Source organism: Winogradskyella marincola, assembly GCF_029624125.1.
GTDB classification, from domain to species: domain Bacteria; phylum Bacteroidota; class Bacteroidia; order Flavobacteriales; family Flavobacteriaceae; genus Winogradskyella; species Winogradskyella marincola.
Genome location: NZ_JARSBN010000005.1, coordinates 105,190 through 129,292 on the forward strand (window position 1 = coordinate 105,190; position 24,103 = coordinate 129,292).

Here is a 24,103-nt window from a genome sequence, read left to right on the forward strand (position 1 = left end):
TTTATTTTTTTCCAGCTTTGAATAAAAATGCTTTTTCTTCTGCTGTTAGACTTTCGTAACCACTTTTGCTTATCTTATCTAAAATAAGATCTATTTTCTTTTGATCGTTATACGTATGAAACTCCTCTCTGGTTTTACCTGCATAAGACTTCTTTTTTGATGTTCTATGCACAGTTTTTAAATTAGATTTTGGCTTAAACCAGCTAGCTACAGAGTCCATTAAGCGCTCAAAACCTTTACCTATATCTTTTCCTTTTACCAATTGACTTGCGTAAACGTAACCCAAAACATAACCTCCAATATGCGCTACATAGCCGCCTTGATTAACACCAGACATTAATCTAAAAACATCCATAATTACAAAGAAAACAGCAATATGAATCCATTTTACATTAAAGGTATTGAATAATCTAATTTCAGACTTAGGCATGTATATGGCTATAAACATCAGCAATGCGCTAACACCTGCAGATGCACCAACCATAATACTGTTTTTAGGTCCAAAAAAATCGAAATGAATTAAATTAAAGACAGCCAAATATGCTAAACCACCTGCTATGATACCTAACAAATAAATATTTAAAACCATCTTGGTTCTAAATAAATTAGATGCTGCTCTAGATAGATAAAACAAAAACAACATGTTAAACAGCAGATGGAAAAAATCATTATGAAGAAATCCATAAGAAATTAAAGACCAAGGCTGTATAATAAACTTTCCGAAAATTGAAGGCAGCTTAAAATAAGTTACAATATCTAGTTTTAATAGATTTGTTATTATCGCATCTACTATAAATATAACAACGTTAATGGCTATTATTTTACCAAAAACATCGAGATTCTTGTAACGGTATTTTAAATCTTCAATAATTGCCATTCTTAATTCCAACGGTATTTATCCATACTATTTTTCTTCCAATACCACATTAAAAGGAATCCTACAAGTGCTCCACCAATATGCGCAAAATGGCCTACATTAAAACCAAACATAGAACTTCCACCTGTAATACCAGATATAATTTCGTAACCCAACAATAAAGGGATAAAATATTTAGCCTTTATAGGAATAGGAAGGAAAATTAGCATAAGTGATGCATTAGGAAATAGCATACCAAAGCCTACCAATAATCCCATTACACATCCTGAAGCACCAACAGAAGTTGTATTAAAAATTCTTGTAAAATCTTGAAAACGCTCTGCTCCAATGACATCAACCCAACCTTGATAATACTTACCCTCATTTAATGTTGCCAAAATATGATCTGACTCAAAACCTGCTGCAGTTAAATCATTTAATATCGATTGAAAATTATAAAAATTAATTATCAACGGAAGTAACACAGCACCTAAACCTGCGCTAAAATATAAGAACAGAAACTTTTTTGTACCCAGTCGTTGTTCTATTGGTGTACCAAACATCCAAAGACCTAACATATTAAATAGAATATGTAAGAAAAAGATGCTCATTCCGTTGCCTGTATTTACATAAGAGGCATGCATAAACATATGCGTAATAATTTGCCAAGGCTTAAATTCATCATTTAGAGGAAAGTGCTCTGCAAATAAACTTGTAAATACATCACCATAGGTTCCGATGGACAATGTACCAATCCAAAAAATTACATTTATTATAATAAGATGCTTTACCGCATCTGATATTCCTTGTCTCATACTACATAAATTTCTTTTCAATGTCGTCTGTAGACATTGTTATAAACGTTGGTCTGTTAGCTGGTGAAATATTTGGTTCCTTACAAGCAAACAGAGAGTTTACCAAATGCTCCTGCTCTGTATTATTCAAAGTTTGTCCATTCTTTATAGCTAAACTCTTTGCCATAGACTTAGCTAATAAATCTGCTGCACTAAAACTAGCATCTGGCACATCATTTTCTACATCACTAATAAGTTGCTCTAAAATAATAGACACCTCACTTTCTGGAACTCCAACAGGAACTCCTGTTATTGTTATTGTATCTTCTTTAACGTTAGAAAACACAAATCCTGTATGCTCTAAATCTTCTTTTAATCCTGAAATAATATTCATTTCATTAGGAGTAAAACTCAACTGCAGAGGAAATAATAATTGTTGACTGGTAGCTTCTTTAATAGTAATGTGCTTTAAAAAACTTTCGTACAAAACACGTTGATGTGCTCTATTCTGATCTACGATAAGCATACCAGATTTTAAGGTACTTACAATATATTTTTGCTGAAGCTGAAAAGTAGTTTTACTCGTTTCTACAGAAGCATCGCTAAAAATAGTTTCTGTTTTATACTCCTTCTCAAAACTTAGCTCAACATCATTATCGTGCTTAGTATTACTCTTAGACTCTAAACCAACATACAAACTTTCCCAGTTTGCTGCTGGTGCAGTTTTAAAACTCGTTGTTGTTGAAGTAGATTTAGAAGAAGAAGAACTACCTGAAGAACTGCCTTCATCTGCAAATGGATTAAAACTTCGGTCTACCTCTATCGTCGGCACTTTTCCTGCTTTATCTTTGTAACTGTAAGGCGTGTCAAAGCTGCTTTGCTGTTCAAAATCTAGAACAGGCGCTATATTAAACTGCCCTAAACTATGCTTTACAGCTGATCTTAAAATAGCGTAAAGCGTATGCTCATCATCAAACTTAATTTCGGTTTTTGTAGGATGAATATTAATATCTATAGTTTTAGGATCTACCGTAAGATTTAAAAAATAGCTGGCATGGTAACCATCTTTTAATAAACCTTCAAATGCGGCACTAATAGCATGATTTAGATACGGACTTTTTATAAATCTCTGGTTTACAAAAAAGAATTGCTCTGAGCGTGTTTTCTTAGAATATTCTGGCTTTCCTACAAATCCTGATATTTTTAAAACCTCTGTATCTTCTTCAACAGGTACTAATCTTTCATTGGTTTTGTTACCAAAAATATGAACTACACGCTGTCTGTAATTTTCATTAGGAACATTAAAAAGCTCGCTCCCATTATGATAAAAAGCAAATGCAATGCCTGGATGTGCTAAAGCAACACGATGAAACTCATCTGTAATATGTCGTAGCTCTACAGTATCGGATTTTAAAAAATTTCGTCTTGCAGGAATATTAAAAAACAAATTTTTAACAGCAACAGATGTACCAGTTGGTGTTACGGTAACCTCTTGAGATTTTACCACACTACCTTCTATTTCTATAGCTGTACCCAACTCATCATCTGGTCGTTTGGTTTTTAACTCTACGTGTGCAATAGCCGCAATACTTGCTAAAGCTTCGCCTCTAAATCCTTTGGTATTAAGCTGAAATAAATCTTCGGCAGATTTTATTTTTGAAGTGGCATGTCGCTCAAAACTTAAGCGTGCATCGGTAACACTCATACCTTTGCCGTTATCTATAACTTGCACTAGTGTTTTACCAGCTTCTTTTATAATAAGTTTTATATCGTCTGCACCAGCATCTATTGCATTTTCTAAAAGCTCTTTAACTACAGAAGCTGGGCGTTGTACCACTTCACCAGCTGCTATTTGGTTGGCAACATGGTCTGGTAAAAGTTGAATGATATCTGTCATTAGCTTTGTGGGAAGAAAATAGATAAATCAAAACCAAATATTAATAAGATGAGCAATATTAATATTCCGGCAATTATAAATACACGTTTATTAACGCTTTCATCTCTTTGATTTTGATATTCGTCTAAAGCTGCATTCCATTTTCCTTTTATCCCTTTTGGAAGATTTATCGTTTTACGATAATCATCAAATTTATGTTTTAGCTCATAAGGATTACCATCACCCTTATAATAACGAGGTTTATAATCGTACTTTCTGTTTTTTTTCAATTTCATTAATCCCATAATATGCTTATTTTATATATCCTTCTAAGACATACATTAAAACAAAAAGCGCTATGAGGATAATGATTAAAGATGGTAAGGAAAATAATTTATTAGATTTTCGCTTGGTGTTACCTTTTATTTCACTCCACTTACGCTCCAAGTCGTCTTTCGACTCTTTCCGATGGTTATCGGTTTCAGAATCCTGAAAACGTGGCTTATAACTAAACTTCTTATTTTTTCTTTGATGAAACAAGTTGTCTTTCTTATAAATTTAAAACCTTGACTGTCTCAAAAGTACTTAAAATACTAGGAAAAATTGTTTAAGGATTCCTTAAAATTATCAACAAAAAGGATGCCAGTCTGAAGTTGACTAGTACTATACTGCAAATATAAAACAGATACTATTTGCTAAATACTGCCTTACTAAAAGCTAAATATTACTTAGTTTCCTTTCGAAGTTGTGCCATTTTAATAGCTGCTATGGCTGCTTCGGTGCCTTTGTTACCATGCTTTCCACCAGAACGATCGATTGATTGTTGCATGGTATTGTCTGTTAACACACAGAATATAACAGGAATATCACCTGATAAGTTTAAGTCTTTAATACCTTGAGTAACCCCTTCGCATACAAAATCGAAATGCTTTGTTTCTCCTTGTATAACGCAACCAATAACAATAATAGCGTCTAACATACCAGATTCCGCATATACACTTTTAGACATTCTGGCAGCACCGTAGGTGAGCTCAAAAGTTCCTGGTACATTCCATCGTACAATGTTTTCTTTTAATGCACCACAATCTAATAATGCATCAAAAGCACCTTGCCAGAGGCCTTCTGTTATTTTGTCGTTCCATTCTGAAACAACAATCCCAAACCGAAAGTCTTTCGCGTTTGGGATTGTAGCTTTATCGTAGTTAGATAAATTATGATTTGCAGTAGCCATTTGTTATAGTTTAGCTTCAACCATACCTATTAAAACATCTACTTGCGCAGCTTCTGTAGCGCTGTCAAATTCATTTTTTATACGCTTTAAATAATCTAAAGCTTTTTGGTTTTCGTCTAATCTAATAGCTATACGAGCTGCCTTCATTAAAAACATTGGAGTTGTATAGTTATTTACATCAGCTTTAAATGCTTTTTCGTAATAATCTAATCCTTCCTTGTACTGCTCTAATTGCACAAATGCATCACCAATAGCTCCTTTAACTATTGGACCAGGAATAGAAGCATCGCTTGTAAATTCTTGAAGATGGCTTATTGCTTTTTCATAATCTTTTAAGTTTAGATATGCGATACCAGCATAATAGTTTGCAAGGTTTCCTGCAGGAGTACCACTGTATTCCTTTGCTATATCTACCATTCCAAATTTACCGTTACCACCATTTAAAGCCATATTATAAAGTGAGTCTGATGAAATACCATTTGCAGCCTCCTCAAAGTAGGTTCTAGCCTGATACATATCGTTCATTGCCTCTTTTTGGTGTGGTTCTGCAATAAATTTGCTATAACCCATGTAGCCTAAAACTACAATTGCTACTGCTGCTATTGCACCTACAATATATTTTTGATTTTTTACAAACCATTCTTCAGTCTTAGAAGCTCCTTCGTCTAAAGTATTAAATACGTCAGCTGTTGTTGAACTTTCTTCTACAACTACTTCCTTTTCTTTTTGAGTTTTTGGTTTATAGCCTCTTTTCTTATACGTTGCCATATCTTGTCTATTAATGCGTGCGCAAAAATAAAATTTTTATTGGGATTTAAAAGCCTAATTATTTGTTATTTTTCAATAATTTGCGAGAATATTCATTACATTAAAACACCACTAAATTCAAGTAAAGGACATCTGTTTTTTATGGTTCTAAACACATTATCTTTAGTTAATTACAAAAATTTTGAAAGTCAGGTTTTTGATTTCGACAGCAAAATAAACTGCTTTGTTGGTGCCAATGGCATCGGAAAAACAAACGCTTTAGACGCTATTTATCACTTAGCATTTGGCAAAAGTTATTTTAATCCTGTTGCTTTACAAAATATAAAACATGGCACTGAGTTTTTTGTGGTTGACGGTAATTTCACTAAAAATGAGCGTTCAGAAAAAATTATTGTTTCGTTAAAAAAGGGACAAAAAAAAGTTATAAAACGCAATAGTAAAGCCTATGACAAATTTAGTGACCATATTGGCTTTATTCCTTTAGTTATTATATCTCCTGCAGACAGAGATTTAATTATAGAAGGTAGTGATACAAGGCGTAAGTTTATAGACAGTGTTATTTCGCAAAGTGATAAAGCGTATTTATCTGCACTTATTTCTTATAACAAAGTACTTTCGCAACGCAATGCACTTTTAAAATATTTTGCACTCAATAATACGTTTAATGCAGACACACTTGCTATATATAATGAACAACTAAACACGTATAGTGCAGAGATTTTTAAAAAACGAGATGAATTCTTAAAAGTATTTATTCCTATTTTTAAAGAACGATACGAAGCCATTAGCCAAAGCAAAGAAGCCATAAACTTAAAATACAAAAGCGATTTGTTTGATGGTGATTTAATTAATCTACTACAAAGCAACCTTAATAAAGACAAAGCTCTACAATACACAAGTGTGGGTACACACAAAGATGATTTGGTCTTTACAATCGATGATTTTCCGATTAAGAAATTTGGAAGTCAAGGACAGCAAAAATCTTTTTTAATTGCTCTAAAGCTGGCTCAATTCGATTTTATAAAGCAACAAAGTGGTGTCTCTCCTATTCTACTACTCGATGATATTTTTGATAAGTTAGATGAAAACAGAGTAGCACAAATTATCAGTTTGGTAGATAACGACCATTTTGGTCAGATTTTTATTAGTGATACGCATGCTGACCGAACAGAAAATGTGATTAAGCAAATTCATCAATCTTACAAAATTTTTAAATTATGAAAAAGTATGGCATTATCCTGCTAATTCTAATCTTTAGCTGTTCTAAAAATCCTGAAACACTCTTAACACACCTTAATGGCTATTGGGAGATTGAAGAAGTCACTTTAGAAAATGGCACAAAAAAGCAATATCAATTTAGCGAAACTATAGATTATATAAGCATTAACGATAGCCTGAAAGGATACAGAAAAAAATTAAAGCCTAGCATTAACGACACGTATTTTACCTCTGACGATGCCGAAGCGATTACCTTAAAAATTGAAGACAACCAACTCAATATTTATTATAAAACGGCTTATGCTGAGTGGAAAGAAACAGTTTTAGAAGCCTCAGAAAAGCACTTAAAAGTTAGCAACGAAAACAACACAATATATTTATACAAACGTTACACTCCTATACGCTTAGATGTTGAAGAATGAATTTCCTTTATTTCCATTCGTTAAACTCATTAAAATTGACGAATTTTGAATAAAATCTGAAAGATTCCTGCCTTTAAGAGAAATAGCAATGTCAAAAAGAAACAACGATAATCGTCCAATTGAAGAAATCCTAAAAGAATTTGTACAAACCAATAATTTAGAAGCTGGTTTAGACAAAGTAAACATTCGTGAAGCTTGGGCAAATCTTATGGGAAATGGAGTTAACAACTACACTACTGCCATAGAGCTTAAACACGAAACGCTTTACGTACAACTTAGCTCAAGCGTGTTGCGTGAAGAATTAAGCTATGGAAACGAAAAAATTGTAAAAATGCTTAATGAATCTGTTGGCAAAGAGATTGTAAAAAAGCTTGTACTTCGTTAATAAAATCAATTTTTTAAGCTTCAGAATTATTTAGTATTTTTCTAAAGCAATTATTCTAGCTTTATGAAATACGTTAAACTCATTATTTCCTTCGTATTAACTATTGGTGTTTTTTTTATCCTCAACACCAAATTAGGTTCTATTCCGCCAATTGGTAAATTTTTAAATCCGTATTCTGGTATTTGGCAAAACGAAACAACAGAAACCACTTCTGGAGATATTAGTATTCCTGGATTAAAAGACAAGGTAACGGTACATTACGATGACCAATTAATTCCACACGTTTTTGCTCAAAACGAAAGCGATCTCTACAAAGCACAAGGGTACTTAACAGCCAAACATCGTTTGTGGCAACTCGAGTTTCAGACCTTTGCGGCATCTGGACGTTTATCTGAAATTATTGGTGAAAAGGCTCTAGATTATGACCGTACAGAAAGACGACGAGGTATGGGTTATGGTGCAGACCAAGCCATAGCTTACATGGAAAAGCATGATAAAGAAACCTTAGGGTATATTCAGGATTATGCAGATGGAGTTAATGCTTACATTAGGCAACTAAAACCTGAAAATTATCCGGTTGAATATAAATTACTTGATTATAAACCAGAGGCTTGGACACCAAAAAAGACAACATTACTACTAATGTATATGACCAAAATGCTGGCTGGTTATGATGATGATTTAGAATACACAAACACGTTGCGCCTACTCGGCAAAGATAATTTCGATTTATTGTTTCCAGATTTCTTTGACATTACAGATCCTGTAATACCTAAAGAAACCGATTGGAGTTTTATAGACGTAGCTCAGACTCCGTTACCAAACAGCAAGGCTGTATTAGACACTATTACAGAGACAATCTCAAAGCCACATCCAGATAATGGGAGTAACAATTGGGCTATTTCAGGTGCAAAATCAGCAACCGGAAATCCTATACTGGCAAACGATCCGCATCTTGGGCTTAACCTGCCTTCTATTTGGTTTGTTATGCAACTAAGTACTCCAAAACACAATGCTTTTGGCGCTACTATTCCTGGTGCGCTGAGTGTTATATCTGGTTTTAACCAATACATTGCTTGGGGCGAAACCAACGCAACAAGAGATGTTATTGATTGGTACAAGGTTGAATTTAATAAAGACCGCACCAAATATAAGTATGATGGCCAATGGAAAGATGTTTCTATACGCGTTGAAGACATTAAAATAAAAGGAAAAGAAAACTATAAAGACACTGTACTTTATACCCATCATGGTCCTGTAGTGTACGATAAAAACTTTAAGTCTGATATGGAACTGGCAGGCTATGCTATGAAATGGATTGGACACGAAGGAGGAAATAATCAAAAAACATTTATAGAACTTAATAAAGCAAAGAATTATGATGAATATGTGCAAGCATTACAATACTGGAATGCTCCTGCACAAAACTTTGTTTTTGCTTCTACTGAAGGAGATATTGCTTTATGGATACAAGGAAAATTTCCGAATAAATGGGAAGGTCAAGGAAAGTTTTTAATGGATGGTAGCAATCCTGAAAATGATTGGCAAAGCTACATACCTCAGCAATTTAATGCACACACTAAAAATCCTGATCGTGGCTTTGTGAGTTCTGCAAATCAACATCCTGTAGACGAAAACTATCCTTTTTATGTTTTTAATGATGGTTATGAAACGTATAGAAACAGAGTTATTAATGATTACTTTAATTCTAAAGAGAAGTTCAGTATTGAGGATTTCAAAAATTTACACAACAACAATTACAATCTTAAAGCAGCAGAAATTGTACCATACATGCTAGAACACATGGACACTTCTCCGCTAGATGAAGAAGAAATGTCCATATACAATGAAATAAAAGCATGGAAATTTAATAACGACATAGATGAAGTTGGTCCAAGTATTTTTAGGCAATGGTATGGAAAACTCTATAATTTAGTTTGGGACGAGTTTGTTTCTGAAGACACAGCTTTAAGCTCTCCTTTCACGTATCAAACAATCTACTTGTTAAAGAATCACGGAGAACACAAGTTTATGGATATCGTTAAAACTGAAGATAAAGTAGAAACAGCAAAAGATTTAATTTTGATTGCTTTTAGAAGTGCAGTATCTAAGCTTATTGAAATTAGAGAAGAAAAAGGCAACTACAAATGGGCTAACTACAAAGCAACTTATGCTGGTCACTTGTTACAAGCCTTACCTGCGTTTTCTAGATTTGATATTCCTATTGGTGGAGATCGTAATATTGTTAATGCGACATCAGAAAATCATGGCCCTTCATGGCGAATGATTGTTGAGATGAGCTCACCTCCTACTGCTCTTGGTATATATCCTGGTGGACAATCAGGTAATCCTGGAAGTAAGTACTATGATAACCTTATTGATGATTGGGCTGAGGGAAAATACCTTCAACTTAACTTTTTACAATCTAGCCAAGCTACAGACGCTATTATTAGCACACTAACTCTAACACCTAAGAATTAATGAAAAACAATATTTTCAACTTTTTTGCCACAATATTATTAGCCTTATTACTATCTTTTGCTTTGCCTTGGTGGTCTGTAATGACAGCTGCTCTTGCAACGTCTCTCTTTTTTCCACTTAAAAAAGCAGCCGTTTTTTTTGTGCCTTTTTTAGCTATTCTTGTGTTTTGGGGAACCTATAGTTTTATACTAAGTAGTGGTAACGATTATACATTAGCAAAACGTATTGCTACACTCTTACCTCTTGGTGGAAATCCGTATGTGTTAATGCTAGTTACAGGATGTGTTGGTGGATTGGCAGCTGGCATCGCAGCTGTTTTTGGAAAACAATTTGCTTCTTACGCTAGTAAAAAATAAGACTATTCATTAATATTAATATCTACGAGCACTCTACTTTTGGCCCACTGAATAGCTGTTTCTATATCGCCGAAACGTCTAATCTTTTTACTGAAGAATAAATTTTCAACAACAGTATTCAAAAAACTAAAACTGTTGTATCCAATTACTCCATAGCCTTTAAGATTAAAACTGTCGTTAAAAAAATGTAACCAACCTAATGGTTTTAAAGAATAAGAATTAACTCTATGCGATAGGTACACAATTTCGCTACCATTGTTTTTAGTGTATTCTACCACATCTGTGACTATGCGTTTTGCATGGTCTTCCCACGAAAAAACAACACCTTCCTTTATCTCAGAAACAACAAACCCTTCAAAAATATAAATATCTGCAAAAGGATAATTTATTTCCTTGAGCACATCACCATAAAACTTTGTCTCTCTTAGATTTGTCATTAACCACAATTATTATTTCAATAACAGATAAATTTATTTAAAATAAAAATCTTTAAATAAAAAATAGATAAACGGAATTTAAAGCTATCTAACTGACTACAAATCCCATCGTAGATTCTGACAACATATACGTGGATTTGGCAAAACATCAACAAACGTTTTAGCTCAACTTTGTACAACACAAAAACAATAAAAAATTATGAGTACTAAAACAGCAATTATTACAGGAGGAAGTCGAGGTCTTGGAAGAAATATGGCTATCAGTCTAGCAAAAAAAGGCGTTAATATTGTATTTTCTTATCATACAAACGTAGCAAAAGCAGAAGAAGTTATTGAAGAAATAAAAGGCTTAGGACAAGATGCTAAAGCATTTCAATTTAACGCTAATGATTACAAAAGTGGACAAACGTTTATTAAAAATGCTACTGATTATTTAAACAAGAAAAACAATAATCCAAATTTTGATTTTCTAATAAACAATGCAGGTACAGGAACTTTTAATCTGGTACAAGACACCTCAGAAGACCAGTTTAATGACATGATGAACATACATCTAAAAAGCGTTTATTTTATTACGCAATCTGCATTACCTTATCTTAACGATTATGGTCGAATAATTAACATATCTAGTGGTTTGGCAAGGTTTAGCTTACCTGGCATGTCTGCCTATGCTATTATGAAAGGTGGTATAGAAGTATTTTCGCGTTATTTAGCCAAAGAGTTGGGCAGCAGAAAAATTACAGCAAATACAGTTGCGCCTGGTGCTATAGCCACAGACTTTGCTGGTGGCAGTAATAAAGAAGAAGACAAAGCCAAAACAATTTCTAGCATTACAGCTTTAGGACGCGTAGGCGAAGCTGAAGATATTGGTGGAGTTGTTGCTTTTCTATGTTCTAAAGATGCAGGATGGATTAACGGTCAGCGTATCGAAGTTTCTGGAGGTATGTTGGTATAAATTAAATGATCTTAAAACTTCTTCGATTCTTTTTGTTAATTTTATTTCAATGAAAGAAATCATTCGATTAAAAAAAGTAGCAGATTACCATAAAATGGCAAATCTTTCTGCGCCAGAGCATCCTTTAATTAGTCTTGTAGACTACTCCAAAGTGACGTATGTAGAGAACATTCATCAAATGACCTGGACGCAAGACTATTATGTTATTGGTCTTAAAAGAAATATACCATACAAGTTTTTTTATGGTCAGCAAGAGTATGATTTTGATGAAGGTTTAATGACTTTTTTAGCGCCAAATCAGGTATTAAGCATTTCGGACAACCCTAATCTTGGACATAATCCATCTGGTTGGCTGCTTTTAATTCATCCAGATTTTTTGTGGAATTCTACTCTGGCTCAAAAAATGCCGCAGTATGATTTTTTTGAATACTCAATTAGAGAAGCTCTTTTTTTATCTGAAAAAGAAGAATCTATGATGGTAGAACTTTTAAAAAATATTCAACGAGAATACAGATCTAATATTGATAAGTTTAGCCAAAAAATCATCGTGTCTCAAATTGAATTATTATTGAACTATGCCGAACGTTTTTACGAAAGACAATTTATAACCAGAAAAATTGTAAATCATAAAACACTAGATAATTTAGAAAAGCTTTTAAAAGATTATTTTAATGAAGAATCTTTAGTTAACAAAGGTTTACCTACTGTACAGTGGGTTTCTGAAAACCTTAATTTGTCTCCAAATTATTTAAGCAATGTTTTAAAAACTCTAACGGGTTTGAGCACACAACAGCATATTCATCAAAAAATAATTGAAAAAGCTAAAATAGATTTATCCACCACATCGCTTTCTATTAGCGAAATTGCATATAAACTTGGTTTTGAACAACCTGCTTCGTTTTCAAAACTATTTAAAAACAAAACCGAAGTATCACCTTTGGAGTTTAGAAAGGCTTTTAATTAAAAACACCCAGACATTTAACGTCTGGGTGTTTCAACTAACAAAAAAACTCAAAAAAGTATCAAAATTTCTAATGATACCGATTAACTGTAATCAGCAGTTAATCTTTCTTGCTAGCAACCAATCAACCAAACTTAATTTGCTTCCCCACAAACTAAGCGTTGATTTCTAAAAATTATAGGTTACAATACCTTTTATAAAAAATGGTGTTCCTGGTGTAAAATGAATTTCTTCTACAGACTCTGCTTCGTTTTGCAAACGAGATTCTGTGGCAAACTGAGTTTCATTCCAGTCTACATCAAATAAGTTTTCTACCATAACACCTAGCGTTACATTCTTCATTCTGTAGTTAAGATTAAAATCTGCTACAGTGTAGCCTTCTGCTACAATAGAATTGTCTTCATTCGCTGGTCTGTCATTTAGATATCTAAATCGAAGTCCTCCTGAAAATCCATTTAAATCATCTATTGATAAACCACCTGTAAAAGTAAAATCTGGTGCTAATGGTATATAATCTTCTCCTTCTGGTTCATCTATACTTCTTGCATGTGTGTATGTTGCATCAGAATCTAAAAACAACCAATCGTAAATCTGATATCTTAACCCTAAATCTAGCCCATAACGTCTTGTTTTACCACTTGGCTCTACAATACCTGCATCTCCTACATAAACAAATTCTTGTTCTAAGAATAAATACCAAAGTGCTGAGTTAACTACTAGTTTTGGAAATGGTTTCCAGATAGTTCCTAAATCTGCTCCGTAAGAACGTGGTAAAATATCTTTACCATTGTTTGCTACAACGACTCTGGCATCATTAGAATGAAATCCTAGACCAGACTTTAAATACAATTGTAAATTATCTTGAGCGTTGTAGTAAAAATTTAATTTAGGACTTACAATTGCTTTTGTTTCAGATTGTGTTTCATAATTGGTTTGCAACGCATCATAGTACATAAACTTGAAGTAGTCTAAACGTAAGGCAGGTGCTAATTTAAATTTACCAAACTCAAAATCTGCTTTTACAAAGGCATCAATATTAGTTTGATTTATATCTCCTAATTGAATGTTTTCTAACGTTGTACTTCGGTTTAATGTTCTAGATAATTCCACACCATCAACAATATCGTGTCGTAAACCAAAACCTGAGGTTAAATTCAACTCCGTACTACCTAAAAACGTTGAATAATTTAACGCTACATTGGCACCAAAAATCTGTCTGTCTTCTTTTTGTTTTATTTGGTCTCCATTTACAGGATCTTCTAAGAAAAATGTAAAGTTAGAATACAACTCAAAAGCATATTTAGAGTAGTAAGCGTTAGCCTTTAATGTTGTATTGTCTGTGATGTATTTATCATACGTAACATTTAAATTTGTTCGAGAGGTTTCACCACCTTCTGTGTCATCTATAGCACCAAATCTTGTAATATTTCCGTTATCAACTTCGCGTTGTGGTATTTGCCCAGAAGCATCCCAACGACTTGTAAAATGTGAAGCTGTAAGCGTTACCTTATCATTCTCCGGAGAGTACATTACATACTTTCCAAATAAGTTAAGACGATTAAAATTTTGAGGTGAATCAAACGGTCCGTCTGTGGCTATATATTCCATAGCCATGTAAGCATTCTGATTTTTGGTGTTTTCTAACAAATCGAACAAACCTACTGTTCTTAATGTATTAAACTGACCAAGAGACAAAGACACACTGCTTTCGTTTATATAATCTTTGGTTTTAAAGTTTACATAACCAGCAGTATTAAAATCACCTTCTGAAGCATAGTAGGCACCTTTACCAAAATCTATTTTATTTACCGTTTCTGGTATTACAAAGTGCAAATCACTATAACCTTGTCCATGCGCATGAGATACCATATTTACTGGCATTCCGTCTACTCCAATAGCTACATCTGTACCATGATCTACATCAAATCCTCTAAGAAAAATTTGCTCTGCCTTACCTCCACCTGCATGCTGACCAATAAATAAACCTGGTACTTTTCTTAAAACTTCTTGCGAAGAGTTTACAGGAGTAACGTTTAGATCTAATCTGGCAATAGTACTTACTGGATTTAGCTCCTCGCGCAAAACCATTTCATCTAATTGAAACACTTTTTCTTGAAGCACGATACTTAAATCAGTTGTACTGGTTACTTTTACTATAGTTGTTTTATAACCCAAAAGCCCAACTTTTAATGAGTCGCCTGTTTTAGTCTGGTTTATAAAAAACACGCCATTTTCAGAAGTATGTGCATGAGCTTCTGAATTTAGGTTATACACATAAGCTGCTTCAAGCGGTTGGTTAAGTTCATTAAGAACAACACCTTTAACATTTTGCGCTTGAATGGTGTACACAACACTTACCAACAGAATAAATAATAGTTTTAAATTTTTCATTTTTATAATTGATTGATTTTAGATTCCATTGTAGGTCCAAGTTCATAGAGACTGGCAACTAACTCTTTTTTTAAATCTGCTACAGCTTCTGATTTCCCTTTTGCCTTATATATTTCTGCAATATGATACAAAACCGCTGGCTCAAAAGTCTGCCCATCTACATGCTTTTCTATAATTTCATTTGCCATTTCTACGTTTCCATTTTTAAAATAACTCCAAGCCAATAAATCGTACGATTGTGGTGTAGGTCTATTCTCTACCTCCTGGTTTGCCATTTCTATTGCTCTCTCTGGTAATAGCATTTCTTCTGTGTATACTATAATATTATAAGCGTTATACATATCACCATAATTCTTATTTTCTACCATATCATTATAACGACCAATAGCAGAAGTTTTCATTAGCTCATCTTCGTTGTAATCTGCAATTTCGGCCATTAACAACTGATAATCTGGAGCCGTATAATATGTGGTTATTGAGTCTATTATATTTTGCGCAATAATAGGGTTATTTTCATAAGAAAAAGCAATCCATGCTATTCCTTTTTTTGCATAAGCATCTGTTGCATCTATCTCCAAGGCCTTTAAATAAAGATTGTAAGATTTTTCTATCTCACCAGCATGGCCATAAAAGTCTGCAAGATTGGTATATGACCATTGTTTCATACCTTTTAGATTAGAAGCCTCTGCTATATCTTTTGCTTTTTCCATATTCAAGATAGCTCCTTCTAAATTTCCTATATGATCTTCCCATTTTGCTAAGCGAATTAGGTAATCGAAATCTGATATGTTTTTAAAACCCTTTAAATAAGATTCTGCCAAAAGATAATTTCCTAACTCAAGATGCACATCAAAAAGCATTTTTTGAGTCCCTGTTAATTTATCCCCATTTTCTTCAGCTTGTTTCAACAATTCAAGCGCTTCTTTAAATCTATGTTGAGAAATGTAGTTTGAGGCTAAACTTTTTAGGTATGATGTGGTTTTTCCTTTAGTAATTTCAACAGCTTGCTTTAAGTCTTTTTCTGCTTTAATTAGATAATCTATATCTCCTGTAGCGTCAAAAACTTTAGTATAAGCAGCTGCTCGTTTTCCTAAATAAGGGTATTGATTTGGGTTTTCGTTAAGCTTATCTGTCCATTGCTGAGCATTTGCGATAAGCGCTGATTTGTCTGCCTTTTCTGAAAGGTATTTTGAATAATCGTTACTATTGGTTACTGTGTTTTTACCACAGCTAAACATTAGCAACACTATAATGAGGGGAAGGTATTTTTTTAGTATCATGGTTTGCGAGTTTTTTTAGTTAAAAATATTCCTGAAGCAAATAAAAAATCTACCTCAGGAATTAGGTTCAGTTCAGTATCTTACCAAGGCGAAGCTAAGTAAGGGAAAGACGTTAAAAACGCCTTGTCATTGGCATCTACATTATCATTAGATAATCCTGGATTTTCTGAGAAATCCTCACCACCAAAAATCAGTAATAACTCAACGGTTATAACATCATCTGCTAATGCTCTTCCTGTTAATACATTAGTACCATCATAAAATGTAGTTGTACCATCTAAAGAAACATTAAGCACATCTGTTGCTAATAATCCTGTAAATGTTGCAGAATCTAAACCTAAAGCATTAGTATCTCCTGGATTTGCATACGCAGGACTTAAGCCTTCTAAATTGTTTTGAAACATTGCTTGGAAAGCGTCACCTTGACTAGAAGGTATTGTAGTATTAAAAGCATCTTTCATACCAGAAGACACAAATACTGTATTTACAGCTGGTCTTCCCATTTGATCTTGCTGCGCATAAGTACCTGAGAAATCAGGTCCCATTGGCTGCGAAATTGAGTCGTCATCATTATTACAATTAAATGCCATTAAAGACACCAACATTGCAATAGCATATAGTTTTGTATTATTAATTTTCATCATCGTAAATTTTAAGTTTGTTATTGTCTTCTTTTAGATTCTACCCAAGTATTTATTGTACCTGATCCACCAATCGCAGATTTAGGCACCTCAACTACAACAGAAAGCACATTAGTACCTGCAAAAGTGTCTGTACCAGGATTGTTAAAACTTGTAGCGTTACCTGCTATAATTTGTCCGTATTGCGCAAAATCCATAAAAAACGGATCATCTCTAGGGCCTGCAAAAGCCATCATTCCACCAGAACTTTCTACAATTGCAGATTGTCCGTAAGGTGTAATATCTACAGAAAGTTGATTGGTTGCATTGCTTGCAATGGTGCTATTTAAACCTGTTTGAGAAGGTGCTGTAGGACCAAAAACATACATTTTTCCATCTCTGGCAATGGCCTGAATTACCAAATCTTCTACGTTGTCTCCCGTATTATCAATGTTGAATTCGATTAATACGTTTTCATCAAAACTTGCATTTTGTGTATCGCTACCAGAACCCAAAAGTCCTTGCACATTTGCTACAAAAGCAATATTTGATGTGTTCTCGCCTTGAAAGGCATAAAAATCTGTGATATCACTAGTACCACCTTGTACAGCAGGAGCGTCTATGTGATCTGCTGCAATAGCAACGAAAGTTGCAATTCCTACAATTGCTGCTGCCATTAAAAATTTTGTGTTTTTCATAATTTGAGATTTTGTTAATTATTGTGTCTCTGTTCTACCTACGGAAAAATGATTAAGGCGGTTTTATATTTTTTTCAAAAAGTTTGAAATGTGGTTGTTTTTTAGATATAAAAAGTATCTTTATATCATAATAACAATGCCATGAATCCATCAGCAAAAGGCTGGATAAAAAAACTACTAAAAGATATATCAGATAACAATCTGGCTGATATAGACACCTTAGAATTTTATGAAAAACTAAGACAAACAGGTTTTATTTATGGCAGTAATATTTCTACTTTATCATTTGTAGATCAATCGTTTGATTTTACTGAAGAAGAACGAAGCAAAATAAATCTCCTTCTGTGTTTTTATCATATTCATCTAATTGAAGAACACACTAACGATACCTTTATAGATAAACTAGTAACCTACTATAAACATGTAGGCGAGAATGAGCGTTCATTTTTTGAAGAGCTTTTTGGAGAATCTTCTGGTGATAAATTGCTGGAAAAAATGATTCATAAGCGCATTCATATAGATGATAATTTTATTTCTAAAAGCTTCAACTACTTTTTAGTTAATGCTCTTCTTTTTATAGATGTCTTAGGATATATTCATTTTTTAAATGGGAAAAAAGACATTAAGACCTATGTAAACAACTTAGAGTCTGCCTTAGAGTCTGTGGTCATTTCTGTTATGGAAACCAAACCTAATAAATCTGACTATGACGAAAACTTAATGAAACTTTTTGAAAGCTCTATGCGTCAAAAAGACACAGACATTAACACTTACGACGATGTTATTAAAGCTATTAGCCATCCTCTAGAAAAGCAATATCTGGTTGACTTGGTATGTATGGCATCGTGGAGTGATAAAGTTATAGATACTGCTGAACAAAATTTTCTAGATAAAATGAAAAATGACCTCAACTTAGAACAAGAGGTCATTGACAAATCCATTGAATCTATAAACACATTTTACGATGAGCACAAGGAAGAAGTTGCTTTTTTGAGTTCTAAAAACTTAGCTCAGAGTTTTTATGACAATAGCAGTAAACTTGTATCTAAACTTGTTAATCGTAATAAAAAGCGTCTTCTAAAAGAATTATCTGAGAGTAAAGAAGCCATGAAATTATTAACTGCTTCTACCTACAGAACACTCAATGATGAAGAACAAAAAAAGATACAGCAACAGCTGCTAGACATTTTTAAATCAATACCTAGCTTAGCTATTTTTATGCTACCAGGTGGTGCAATATTATTGCCTCTTTTTGTAAAAATTATCCCAAAATTATTGCCTTCTGCCTTTGATGATAATAGAATTGAAGAGGAAGATTAAACCTATTTCCCTTTGTTTTGTATGTAATTGAGTACTGCTTCTTTTGTAGTATACCAGTTTCTACCTTCTTTGTGAGCGTCAATTTTTCCCTGTCTTGCTAATAAACTAACATACTCTTGACCATAAGGAATCTCTGGTTCTTCTACGATAGAAGAAATGGCTTGATAATCTTTATCTGAACCAGGAATAGCACTCAAATAAATGTTTAATGAGCGCTCTGTAGCTTGGCACATTAGCAACATTAACTTAGCATAATTACCATTATTAGCCTGGTTTAATGCAGCATAATACTTAGCCCTATCATTAGCCAGAATAATTGCAGGCGGAAAACCATAACGCATTAACAGCAAGTTCATAACCAAACGAACAGTACGACCATTACCATCAAAGAAAGGATGAATCCATACAAATTTGTGATGAAAAACAGTAGCCAACTCTATAGCGTTTAACCCTTGAGGATTGGTATTAATATAATCTATTAAATCGTCTAAATACTCTGAAACTTTACGAGCATTTGGTGGCACAAAATTAGCACCAGATATGCGAACTCCACCGTTACGCAATCTACCAGCATACTCATCTTCTATAGAACGTAAAACCAAACCATGAAGATCTAATATATCTTTAGCGTTTAAGACATAATCGTCTTTAACTAATTGATATAATTTAAGAATGGCAAACTCGTGGTTTTTAGCTTCAAAATGCTCTCGTAGAGATTTTCCTTTTACGGTTATTCCTTCTTGAAGCACCAATTGTGTTTCTCTTAAACTTAAGGTATTGCCTTCAATACTATTACTGTTATAGGTCCACTCTACAAGGAAAGCTTCTTTAATATTTTGCAATACAATATTAGGCAAAGGTCTTGCTGCATTTAAAACCTCAAGCTTATCTAACAACCTTGCAAAGGTCTGCTCTAAATCTTGCCTATATTTTGTATCTACATCCCACACACCACAAAGATACAATTATCGGATGTGTTTAAAAAACTTTTTATCCGATATTTTACTCTAACCAGCTTTTAAAATCCTTTACGCGCTCTCTAGCGACGATGATTTCTTGCTCATCGAAGTGGCTAAGTTTGATTTGTAATCTGGAATTGGTATAGCTTATAATATCCTTAATGGCATTGATGTTTATATAAAATTTTCGGCTTACTCTAAAAAACACATCTGGCTCTAACTCTTCTTCTAGTTGATCTAGAGTTAAGTCTAGCAGGTAGTTTCTACCTTCATTAGTATACGCATAAGTTCCTTTATTTTCGCTATAGATGCACTCTATATCTTCAATATTTATAAGCTTTAGGTGTTGACCAACTTTTACCGAAAAACGCTTTTTATACTCACGCTCAATTGGGTTGACTAACAACTTCTTGATATCATTAAAATCTAAGGTCACAGCTTGTTTTTGTGGTGTTCTTCCTTTAAACTTGTTTACCGCATTTCTTAGATCGTCATCGTCAATTGGTTTTAACAGATAGTCTATACTATTGAGTTTAAAAGCCTGAAGCGCATATTCATCATAAGCTGTGGTAAAAATAACTGCAGAATTAATATCCAAGGTTTCAAAAATCTCAAAAGAAAGCCCATCGCTCAATTGTATATCCAGAAAAATTAAATCTGGATGCTCGTTATTTTGAAACCACTCTAAGGATTCTTCAACAGAGTGCAGCATTGTTTCTGCTTCTACATCCAGAGATTTTAGCATACGTTGCAACCGTCTTGCTGATGGTTTTTCGTCTTCTATAATGATTACGTTCATATGTGTTTTATTTTTTTGATTGGTTAGTTTTTATTCCCACATTTTGGTTTCTTCTATTTCCTCTTCCGCTAAGTAAGAAGCCATTTTCTTGTCTTCCCAGCTTTTTTTAAACACTTTATTTTCTTTAAAAACCTTCCATGCATGTAATAAAATAGCCACTGTCCAGAGAACTAACACTGAAAGATTTAGACTTATAATATTATTCTTGTAAGCACCTTCAACAATATAAAGATTGTATAACAGTAACGCTACCACAACCAGATAGCCTGCAAAGTGAATGTAAAACAGTTTTAGATGCCTTACGCGTTTCTGCGCTTTTAATAATCTTTCCTTGTCTTTAGAATGCATAAATATCGTTTTTTGAAATTTGCTTTTTTAGGCAATGTCTGCAATAACAAACGACCTTTATTCCCAGTTACGATCGTCCTTATCCATAAACTCTTGTATTTTTCGTTTTTCCCAGTCTTTTCCGAAAAAGAAATCTGGACCAAAAACACCTATGAAGTGAAAGATTAATCCCATTCCCCAAAAAACAGCAGTGGCATAGGTACCAAAACCAGAGAAACCACGATTAGAGTTCATTCCTATAAGGATTATTAAAAAAGCATTTACAACAACATAAACCGCAAAATGCCAGTAAAATCCTATTAAAGCGTCTACCTTTTTCTTCGCTCTTAGATACGCTTCTTCTTTTCTAAAATCTGAAACCTCTTCTTTATCTTTATATGGCTCTAAACTATATTTTTCCATCTCTTTATTTTTTTTAATGCGAATCGTCAGACAATTCTTTTTTCATGTATTCTTCAATCTTGCGTTCTTCCCATTTAGCACCGTATTTAAATGCTACAAAATGTAAGATTACAAACACTCCCCAAACTACCCAAGAACTCAAAACATCTATAGATGTAAACTCATCCACAAAACCATCCCAACTATTAAAATCTCCCCAAACTTTGATTATGGTTATTACTATATTCACAGAGAAATATATAGCTAAATGTGTATAAAACCCTTTCTCTTTTTCTACTTTTCGCTTTGCCTTTATATAATTTAAATTTTGATCTTTCATGATGCTCTACTTTTTAATTCCAACGATTTTTATCATCCTCCTCACGCATGTATTTTTCAATTTTGCGTTGCTCCCATTTAGACCCTAAGGCTCCATTATCTATATAAACTCGGTATGCCTGAAACGCTAAGCTAATTCCCCATCCAAATATTGGAAACCAAAACCACTGAATGGTATGTTGCGAATATCTATACCAAATAAAAATTAAAAATGGTATAACAAAGACATATGATATTAAACTATAGTAGAAAGCCTTTAGCTCATCTACACGTTTGCGAGCTCTCACATAGTCGTCATTAAGACGCTCTTTTGATTTTAATGCTGTTCTCATGATTGATACTTGTTTTGTGAGCATCGGAATTGCAACTGCAAAATCCTTTTCTCTTTGATTGATGTAAACTTTTCGTTCTGTAAGAAGCTGATAGCGTTGTTTTATATTTTCTAAACCAACTCCACTACTCTTCTTTACAATTTGTTTTGGTTGAAGATTGTTCATCACTACTAAGTGATTTCCGTCTTCATAAATTTTAATGTGCAATGGCTTACTCGAGGTTACCATATTGTGCTTTACAGCATTTTCTAATAATAATTGTAGCGATAAAGGCACAACTTTACTTTCTGGATTAGAGGCTTTGTCTGGTATTTCAAAAATAATGCTGTCCTCAAATCGCATTTTTAAAAGCGACATGTATGTTCTGGCAAAATTTAATTCTTCATCTACCGTTACTAATTCTTTATTTTTTTGCTCTAAAACGTAGCGATACACTTTAGACAATGCTGTTGTAAATTTCTGCGCACTATCTGGATTTTCTTCAATTAAACTGGTTAATACATTAAGACTGTTAAACAGAAAATGTGGATCTAACTGGTTTTTTAAAGCATCGAACTTGGCACTTGCAGCTCCTGCAATAACCTTTTGCTCTTTTATTTTATTCTTCTGAAAACTGTTGTAGAAGTAAATAACATAAAATACCGAAACTATAGTCAAGGTAATCCACAACCCAAAAGAATAACCGCTCCAAGTTTCATTTTCAATAAAATGATTAAAAGAATCTCCAAAAATGACAACTTCAACAATAATCCTTAGTACAAAGATGGTTAGCAAAGTCACTATTGTACTCCCTAAAATTCCATATACAATACGCTTAATAACATTGTAAGACTTGTATGTTCGCTTTTCTAAAAACTCAAAGACCAAGGTATTAACGTAACTGATAACGAAGGTGTATAGTTGATAGATACCAAAGTATATTAAAAACCGATTAACACTTTCAAAATCAAATCCTGTAGAAAAGTACGATCCTATTACAAAGACTGCACAACCTATAAGAAATGTGGTAACAATATTTTTAATTGACTTTGACATAAATTTTTGAAATAACTTATTCTTTACACTCAGCTAATACTTGCTCTGCACGTTCTTTTCCCCAATTTGGATGAAAATCGCTCTCTGGCTTAAAGGTATCAAAAAGTTCTATTGATGTTTTAATTTCTTCACAGAATGGTTTTGTATCCTTACCAAAGTACTTAGCACTACCCATTTCCCAATCTGCTTTGCACATTACTGCTCTGGGATTAGATGGATCTAAATCAGACGCTTTGGTATATAGCTCAGTTATTTTGCCAGCATACTTCATTCCGTAAGTAGCGCCATCAAAAACCACCCAATTGGTGTACACTTGTGCCTGCATAATTAACAGTTCTGCGTTGTCTTCACTTTTAGTCATTGCAATATCTAAGTGTTCTTGCGCTTTTTCTAACTGCGCTCTTAAGATTGCTTCATCCTTTTCGCTCCAGCTTTTTAGGCTATTCATTTGTGCTATGTAGTAGTTTGGTAACCACTCATTTTCTTCGGCTTTTGAAATGCGTTCAAACATATTTTCGGCTTCATCCCATTTGCCTTCTTCCCAAAGATCAAAAGCTTTGGTCATTCCTTTTTCAAAATTGGTTTGTGCGCTAATCTGATGTCCTGTTAAGCTTAAGACCAATATTACTGCGATTTTTACTAATGTGTTCATGATGTTTTGATTGATATTTTTATGATTATGGTACAAATATCCTTCGCAATACTTGCTTTTTAAAATAGCAATTACCGAATTGTCGCTTTTTTAGGACGAATTGTAGTTTTCTGAAAACTACGTAAGGTTACGTATATAAAACACTGACTTTTAGAGTTAAATTTGAAGACACTAAATACAATTTGGATATACGTAATACGTATATTCCT

The 24,103-nt window shown here is 33.4% G+C and carries 27 protein-coding genes; 8 read left to right on the top strand and 19 right to left on the bottom strand.

Features of this window, described 5'->3' with window-relative positions; all coding sequences use genetic code 11:
- Position 1: 1 nt before the first annotated feature.
- The 7 genes from P7122_RS10425 to P7122_RS10455 form a co-directional block, all read right to left on the bottom strand.
- Positions 2–877, bottom strand: coding sequence for a rhomboid family intramembrane serine protease (locus P7122_RS10425; protein ID WP_278005740.1), 876 nt, complete (start codon positions 875–877; stop codon positions 2–4).
- A gap of 2 nt (positions 878–879) precedes the next feature.
- Positions 880–1,671: a rhomboid family intramembrane serine protease gene (locus tag P7122_RS10430; RefSeq protein WP_278005741.1), complete on the bottom strand. Its 792-nt coding sequence runs from the start codon at positions 1,669–1,671 to the stop codon at positions 880–882.
- 1 nt (position 1,672) lies between these two features.
- Complete coding sequence (gene mutL / locus P7122_RS10435) at positions 1,673–3,547, bottom strand: DNA mismatch repair endonuclease MutL (protein WP_278005742.1); 1,875 nt, start codon at positions 3,545–3,547, stop codon at positions 1,673–1,675.
- Positions 3,547–3,831, bottom strand: coding sequence for a riboflavin synthase subunit beta (locus P7122_RS10440; RefSeq protein ID WP_278005743.1), 285 nt, complete (start codon positions 3,829–3,831; stop codon positions 3,547–3,549). The genes mutL and P7122_RS10440 overlap by 1 nt, the downstream gene beginning before the upstream one ends.
- 7 nt (positions 3,832–3,838) lie before the next feature.
- Positions 3,839–4,066, bottom strand: a complete 228-nt coding sequence (locus P7122_RS10445) for a hypothetical protein (RefSeq protein ID WP_278005744.1) — start codon at positions 4,064–4,066, stop codon at positions 3,839–3,841.
- A gap of 184 nt (positions 4,067–4,250) precedes the next feature.
- Complete coding sequence (gene ribH / locus P7122_RS10450; protein WP_278005745.1) at positions 4,251–4,757, bottom strand: 6,7-dimethyl-8-ribityllumazine synthase; 507 nt, start codon at positions 4,755–4,757, stop codon at positions 4,251–4,253.
- A gap of 3 nt (positions 4,758–4,760) precedes the next feature.
- Entirely contained in the window at positions 4,761–5,525 is a 765-nt protein-coding gene (locus P7122_RS10455; RefSeq protein ID WP_278005746.1) for a tetratricopeptide repeat protein, read from the bottom strand.
- A 141-nt stretch (positions 5,526–5,666) separates the two neighbouring features.
- On the opposite strand from P7122_RS10455, the gene recF reads away from it, so the two are divergent.
- The 5 genes from recF to P7122_RS10480 all read left to right on the top strand — a co-directional run bounded on the left by recF (position 5,667) and on the right by P7122_RS10480 (position 10,387).
- Positions 5,667–6,746, top strand: coding sequence for a DNA replication/repair protein RecF (gene recF / locus P7122_RS10460; protein WP_278005747.1), 1,080 nt, complete (start codon positions 5,667–5,669; stop codon positions 6,744–6,746).
- Positions 6,743–7,165 carry a lipocalin family protein gene (locus tag P7122_RS10465; protein WP_278005748.1) on the top strand — a complete coding sequence of 141 codons (423 nt, stop codon included), beginning with the start codon at positions 6,743–6,745 and terminating at the stop codon, positions 7,163–7,165. Before recF ends, P7122_RS10465 begins: the two co-directional genes overlap by 4 nt.
- A gap of 88 nt (positions 7,166–7,253) precedes the next feature.
- Positions 7,254–7,550 (top strand): DciA family protein, encoded by a 297-nt coding sequence (locus P7122_RS10470; RefSeq protein WP_278005749.1) that lies wholly within the window; start codon positions 7,254–7,256, stop codon positions 7,548–7,550.
- A 63-nt stretch (positions 7,551–7,613) separates the two neighbouring features.
- Positions 7,614–10,031, top strand: a complete 2,418-nt coding sequence (locus P7122_RS10475) for a penicillin acylase family protein (RefSeq protein ID WP_278005750.1) — start codon at positions 7,614–7,616, stop codon at positions 10,029–10,031.
- Complete coding sequence (locus P7122_RS10480; RefSeq protein ID WP_278005751.1) at positions 10,031–10,387, top strand: hypothetical protein; 357 nt, start codon at positions 10,031–10,033, stop codon at positions 10,385–10,387. Before P7122_RS10475 ends, P7122_RS10480 begins: the two co-directional genes overlap by 1 nt.
- Positions 10,388–10,389: 2 nt before the next feature.
- Here P7122_RS10480 and P7122_RS10485 read toward each other — a convergent pair whose 3' ends face one another.
- A complete protein-coding gene (locus P7122_RS10485) occupies positions 10,390–10,824 on the bottom strand; it encodes a hypothetical protein (protein ID WP_278005752.1) in 435 nt (144 codons plus the stop codon).
- A gap of 199 nt (positions 10,825–11,023) precedes the next feature.
- Between P7122_RS10485 and P7122_RS10490 the strand changes: the two genes are divergently transcribed.
- Together P7122_RS10490 and P7122_RS10495 are read left to right on the top strand one after the other, a co-directional pair.
- On the top strand, positions 11,024–11,779 hold the full coding sequence (locus tag P7122_RS10490) for an SDR family NAD(P)-dependent oxidoreductase (RefSeq protein ID WP_278005753.1): 756 nt from the start codon (positions 11,024–11,026) through the stop codon (positions 11,777–11,779).
- Between the two features lie 49 nt (positions 11,780–11,828).
- The gene (locus P7122_RS10495; protein WP_278005754.1) at positions 11,829–12,743 is read left to right on the top strand and encodes a helix-turn-helix domain-containing protein; all 915 of its coding nucleotides are present in this window, start codon (positions 11,829–11,831) and stop codon (positions 12,741–12,743) included.
- 165 nt (positions 12,744–12,908) lie between these two features.
- Here P7122_RS10495 and P7122_RS10500 read toward each other — a convergent pair whose 3' ends face one another.
- From P7122_RS10500 to P7122_RS10515, 4 genes are all read right to left on the bottom strand, one after another.
- Positions 12,909–15,131 (bottom strand): TonB-dependent receptor, encoded by a 2,223-nt coding sequence (locus tag P7122_RS10500; protein ID WP_278005755.1) that lies wholly within the window; start codon positions 15,129–15,131, stop codon positions 12,909–12,911.
- Positions 15,132–15,133: 2 nt separating this feature from the next.
- Positions 15,134–16,411, bottom strand: a complete 1,278-nt coding sequence (locus P7122_RS10505; RefSeq protein ID WP_278005756.1) for a tetratricopeptide repeat protein — start codon at positions 16,409–16,411, stop codon at positions 15,134–15,136.
- An 80-nt stretch (positions 16,412–16,491) separates the two neighbouring features.
- Positions 16,492–17,052, bottom strand: coding sequence for a DUF4331 family protein (locus P7122_RS10510; protein WP_278005902.1), 561 nt, complete (start codon positions 17,050–17,052; stop codon positions 16,492–16,494).
- 20 nt (positions 17,053–17,072) lie between these two features.
- Positions 17,073–17,729 (bottom strand): DUF4331 family protein, encoded by a 657-nt coding sequence (locus P7122_RS10515; RefSeq protein ID WP_278005757.1) that lies wholly within the window; start codon positions 17,727–17,729, stop codon positions 17,073–17,075.
- A gap of 141 nt (positions 17,730–17,870) precedes the next feature.
- Here P7122_RS10515 and P7122_RS10520 point away from each other — a divergent pair, with 141 nt between their 5' ends.
- Positions 17,871–19,049 (top strand): LETM1-related biofilm-associated protein, encoded by a 1,179-nt coding sequence (locus P7122_RS10520; protein WP_278005758.1) that lies wholly within the window; start codon positions 17,871–17,873, stop codon positions 19,047–19,049.
- A 2-nt stretch (positions 19,050–19,051) separates the two neighbouring features.
- On the opposite strand, the gene P7122_RS10525 is transcribed toward P7122_RS10520, so the two are convergent.
- Genes P7122_RS10525 through P7122_RS10555 form a run of 7 tightly spaced genes read right to left on the bottom strand, consistent with a single transcriptional unit; the run spans position 19,052 to position 23,894 of the window.
- On the bottom strand, positions 19,052–19,999 hold the full coding sequence (locus P7122_RS10525) for a Fic family protein (protein WP_278005903.1): 948 nt from the start codon (positions 19,997–19,999) through the stop codon (positions 19,052–19,054).
- Between the two features lie 52 nt (positions 20,000–20,051).
- The gene (locus tag P7122_RS10530) at positions 20,052–20,807 is read right to left on the bottom strand and encodes a LytR/AlgR family response regulator transcription factor (RefSeq protein WP_278005759.1); all 756 of its coding nucleotides are present in this window, start codon (positions 20,805–20,807) and stop codon (positions 20,052–20,054) included.
- A gap of 30 nt (positions 20,808–20,837) precedes the next feature.
- Complete coding sequence (locus P7122_RS10535; RefSeq protein WP_278005760.1) at positions 20,838–21,155, bottom strand: 2TM domain-containing protein; 318 nt, start codon at positions 21,153–21,155, stop codon at positions 20,838–20,840.
- 57 nt (positions 21,156–21,212) lie between these two features.
- On the bottom strand, positions 21,213–21,557 hold the full coding sequence (locus P7122_RS10540) for a 2TM domain-containing protein (RefSeq protein WP_278005761.1): 345 nt from the start codon (positions 21,555–21,557) through the stop codon (positions 21,213–21,215).
- A gap of 13 nt (positions 21,558–21,570) precedes the next feature.
- A complete protein-coding gene (locus P7122_RS10545; protein WP_278005762.1) occupies positions 21,571–21,876 on the bottom strand; it encodes a 2TM domain-containing protein in 306 nt (101 codons plus the stop codon).
- Between the two features lie 13 nt (positions 21,877–21,889).
- Positions 21,890–23,242: a histidine kinase gene (locus P7122_RS10550; protein ID WP_278005763.1), complete on the bottom strand. Its 1,353-nt coding sequence runs from the start codon at positions 23,240–23,242 to the stop codon at positions 21,890–21,892.
- Between the two features lie 16 nt (positions 23,243–23,258).
- Complete coding sequence (locus P7122_RS10555; RefSeq protein WP_278005764.1) at positions 23,259–23,894, bottom strand: tetratricopeptide repeat protein; 636 nt, start codon at positions 23,892–23,894, stop codon at positions 23,259–23,261.
- Positions 23,895–24,103: the final 209 nt, after the last annotated feature.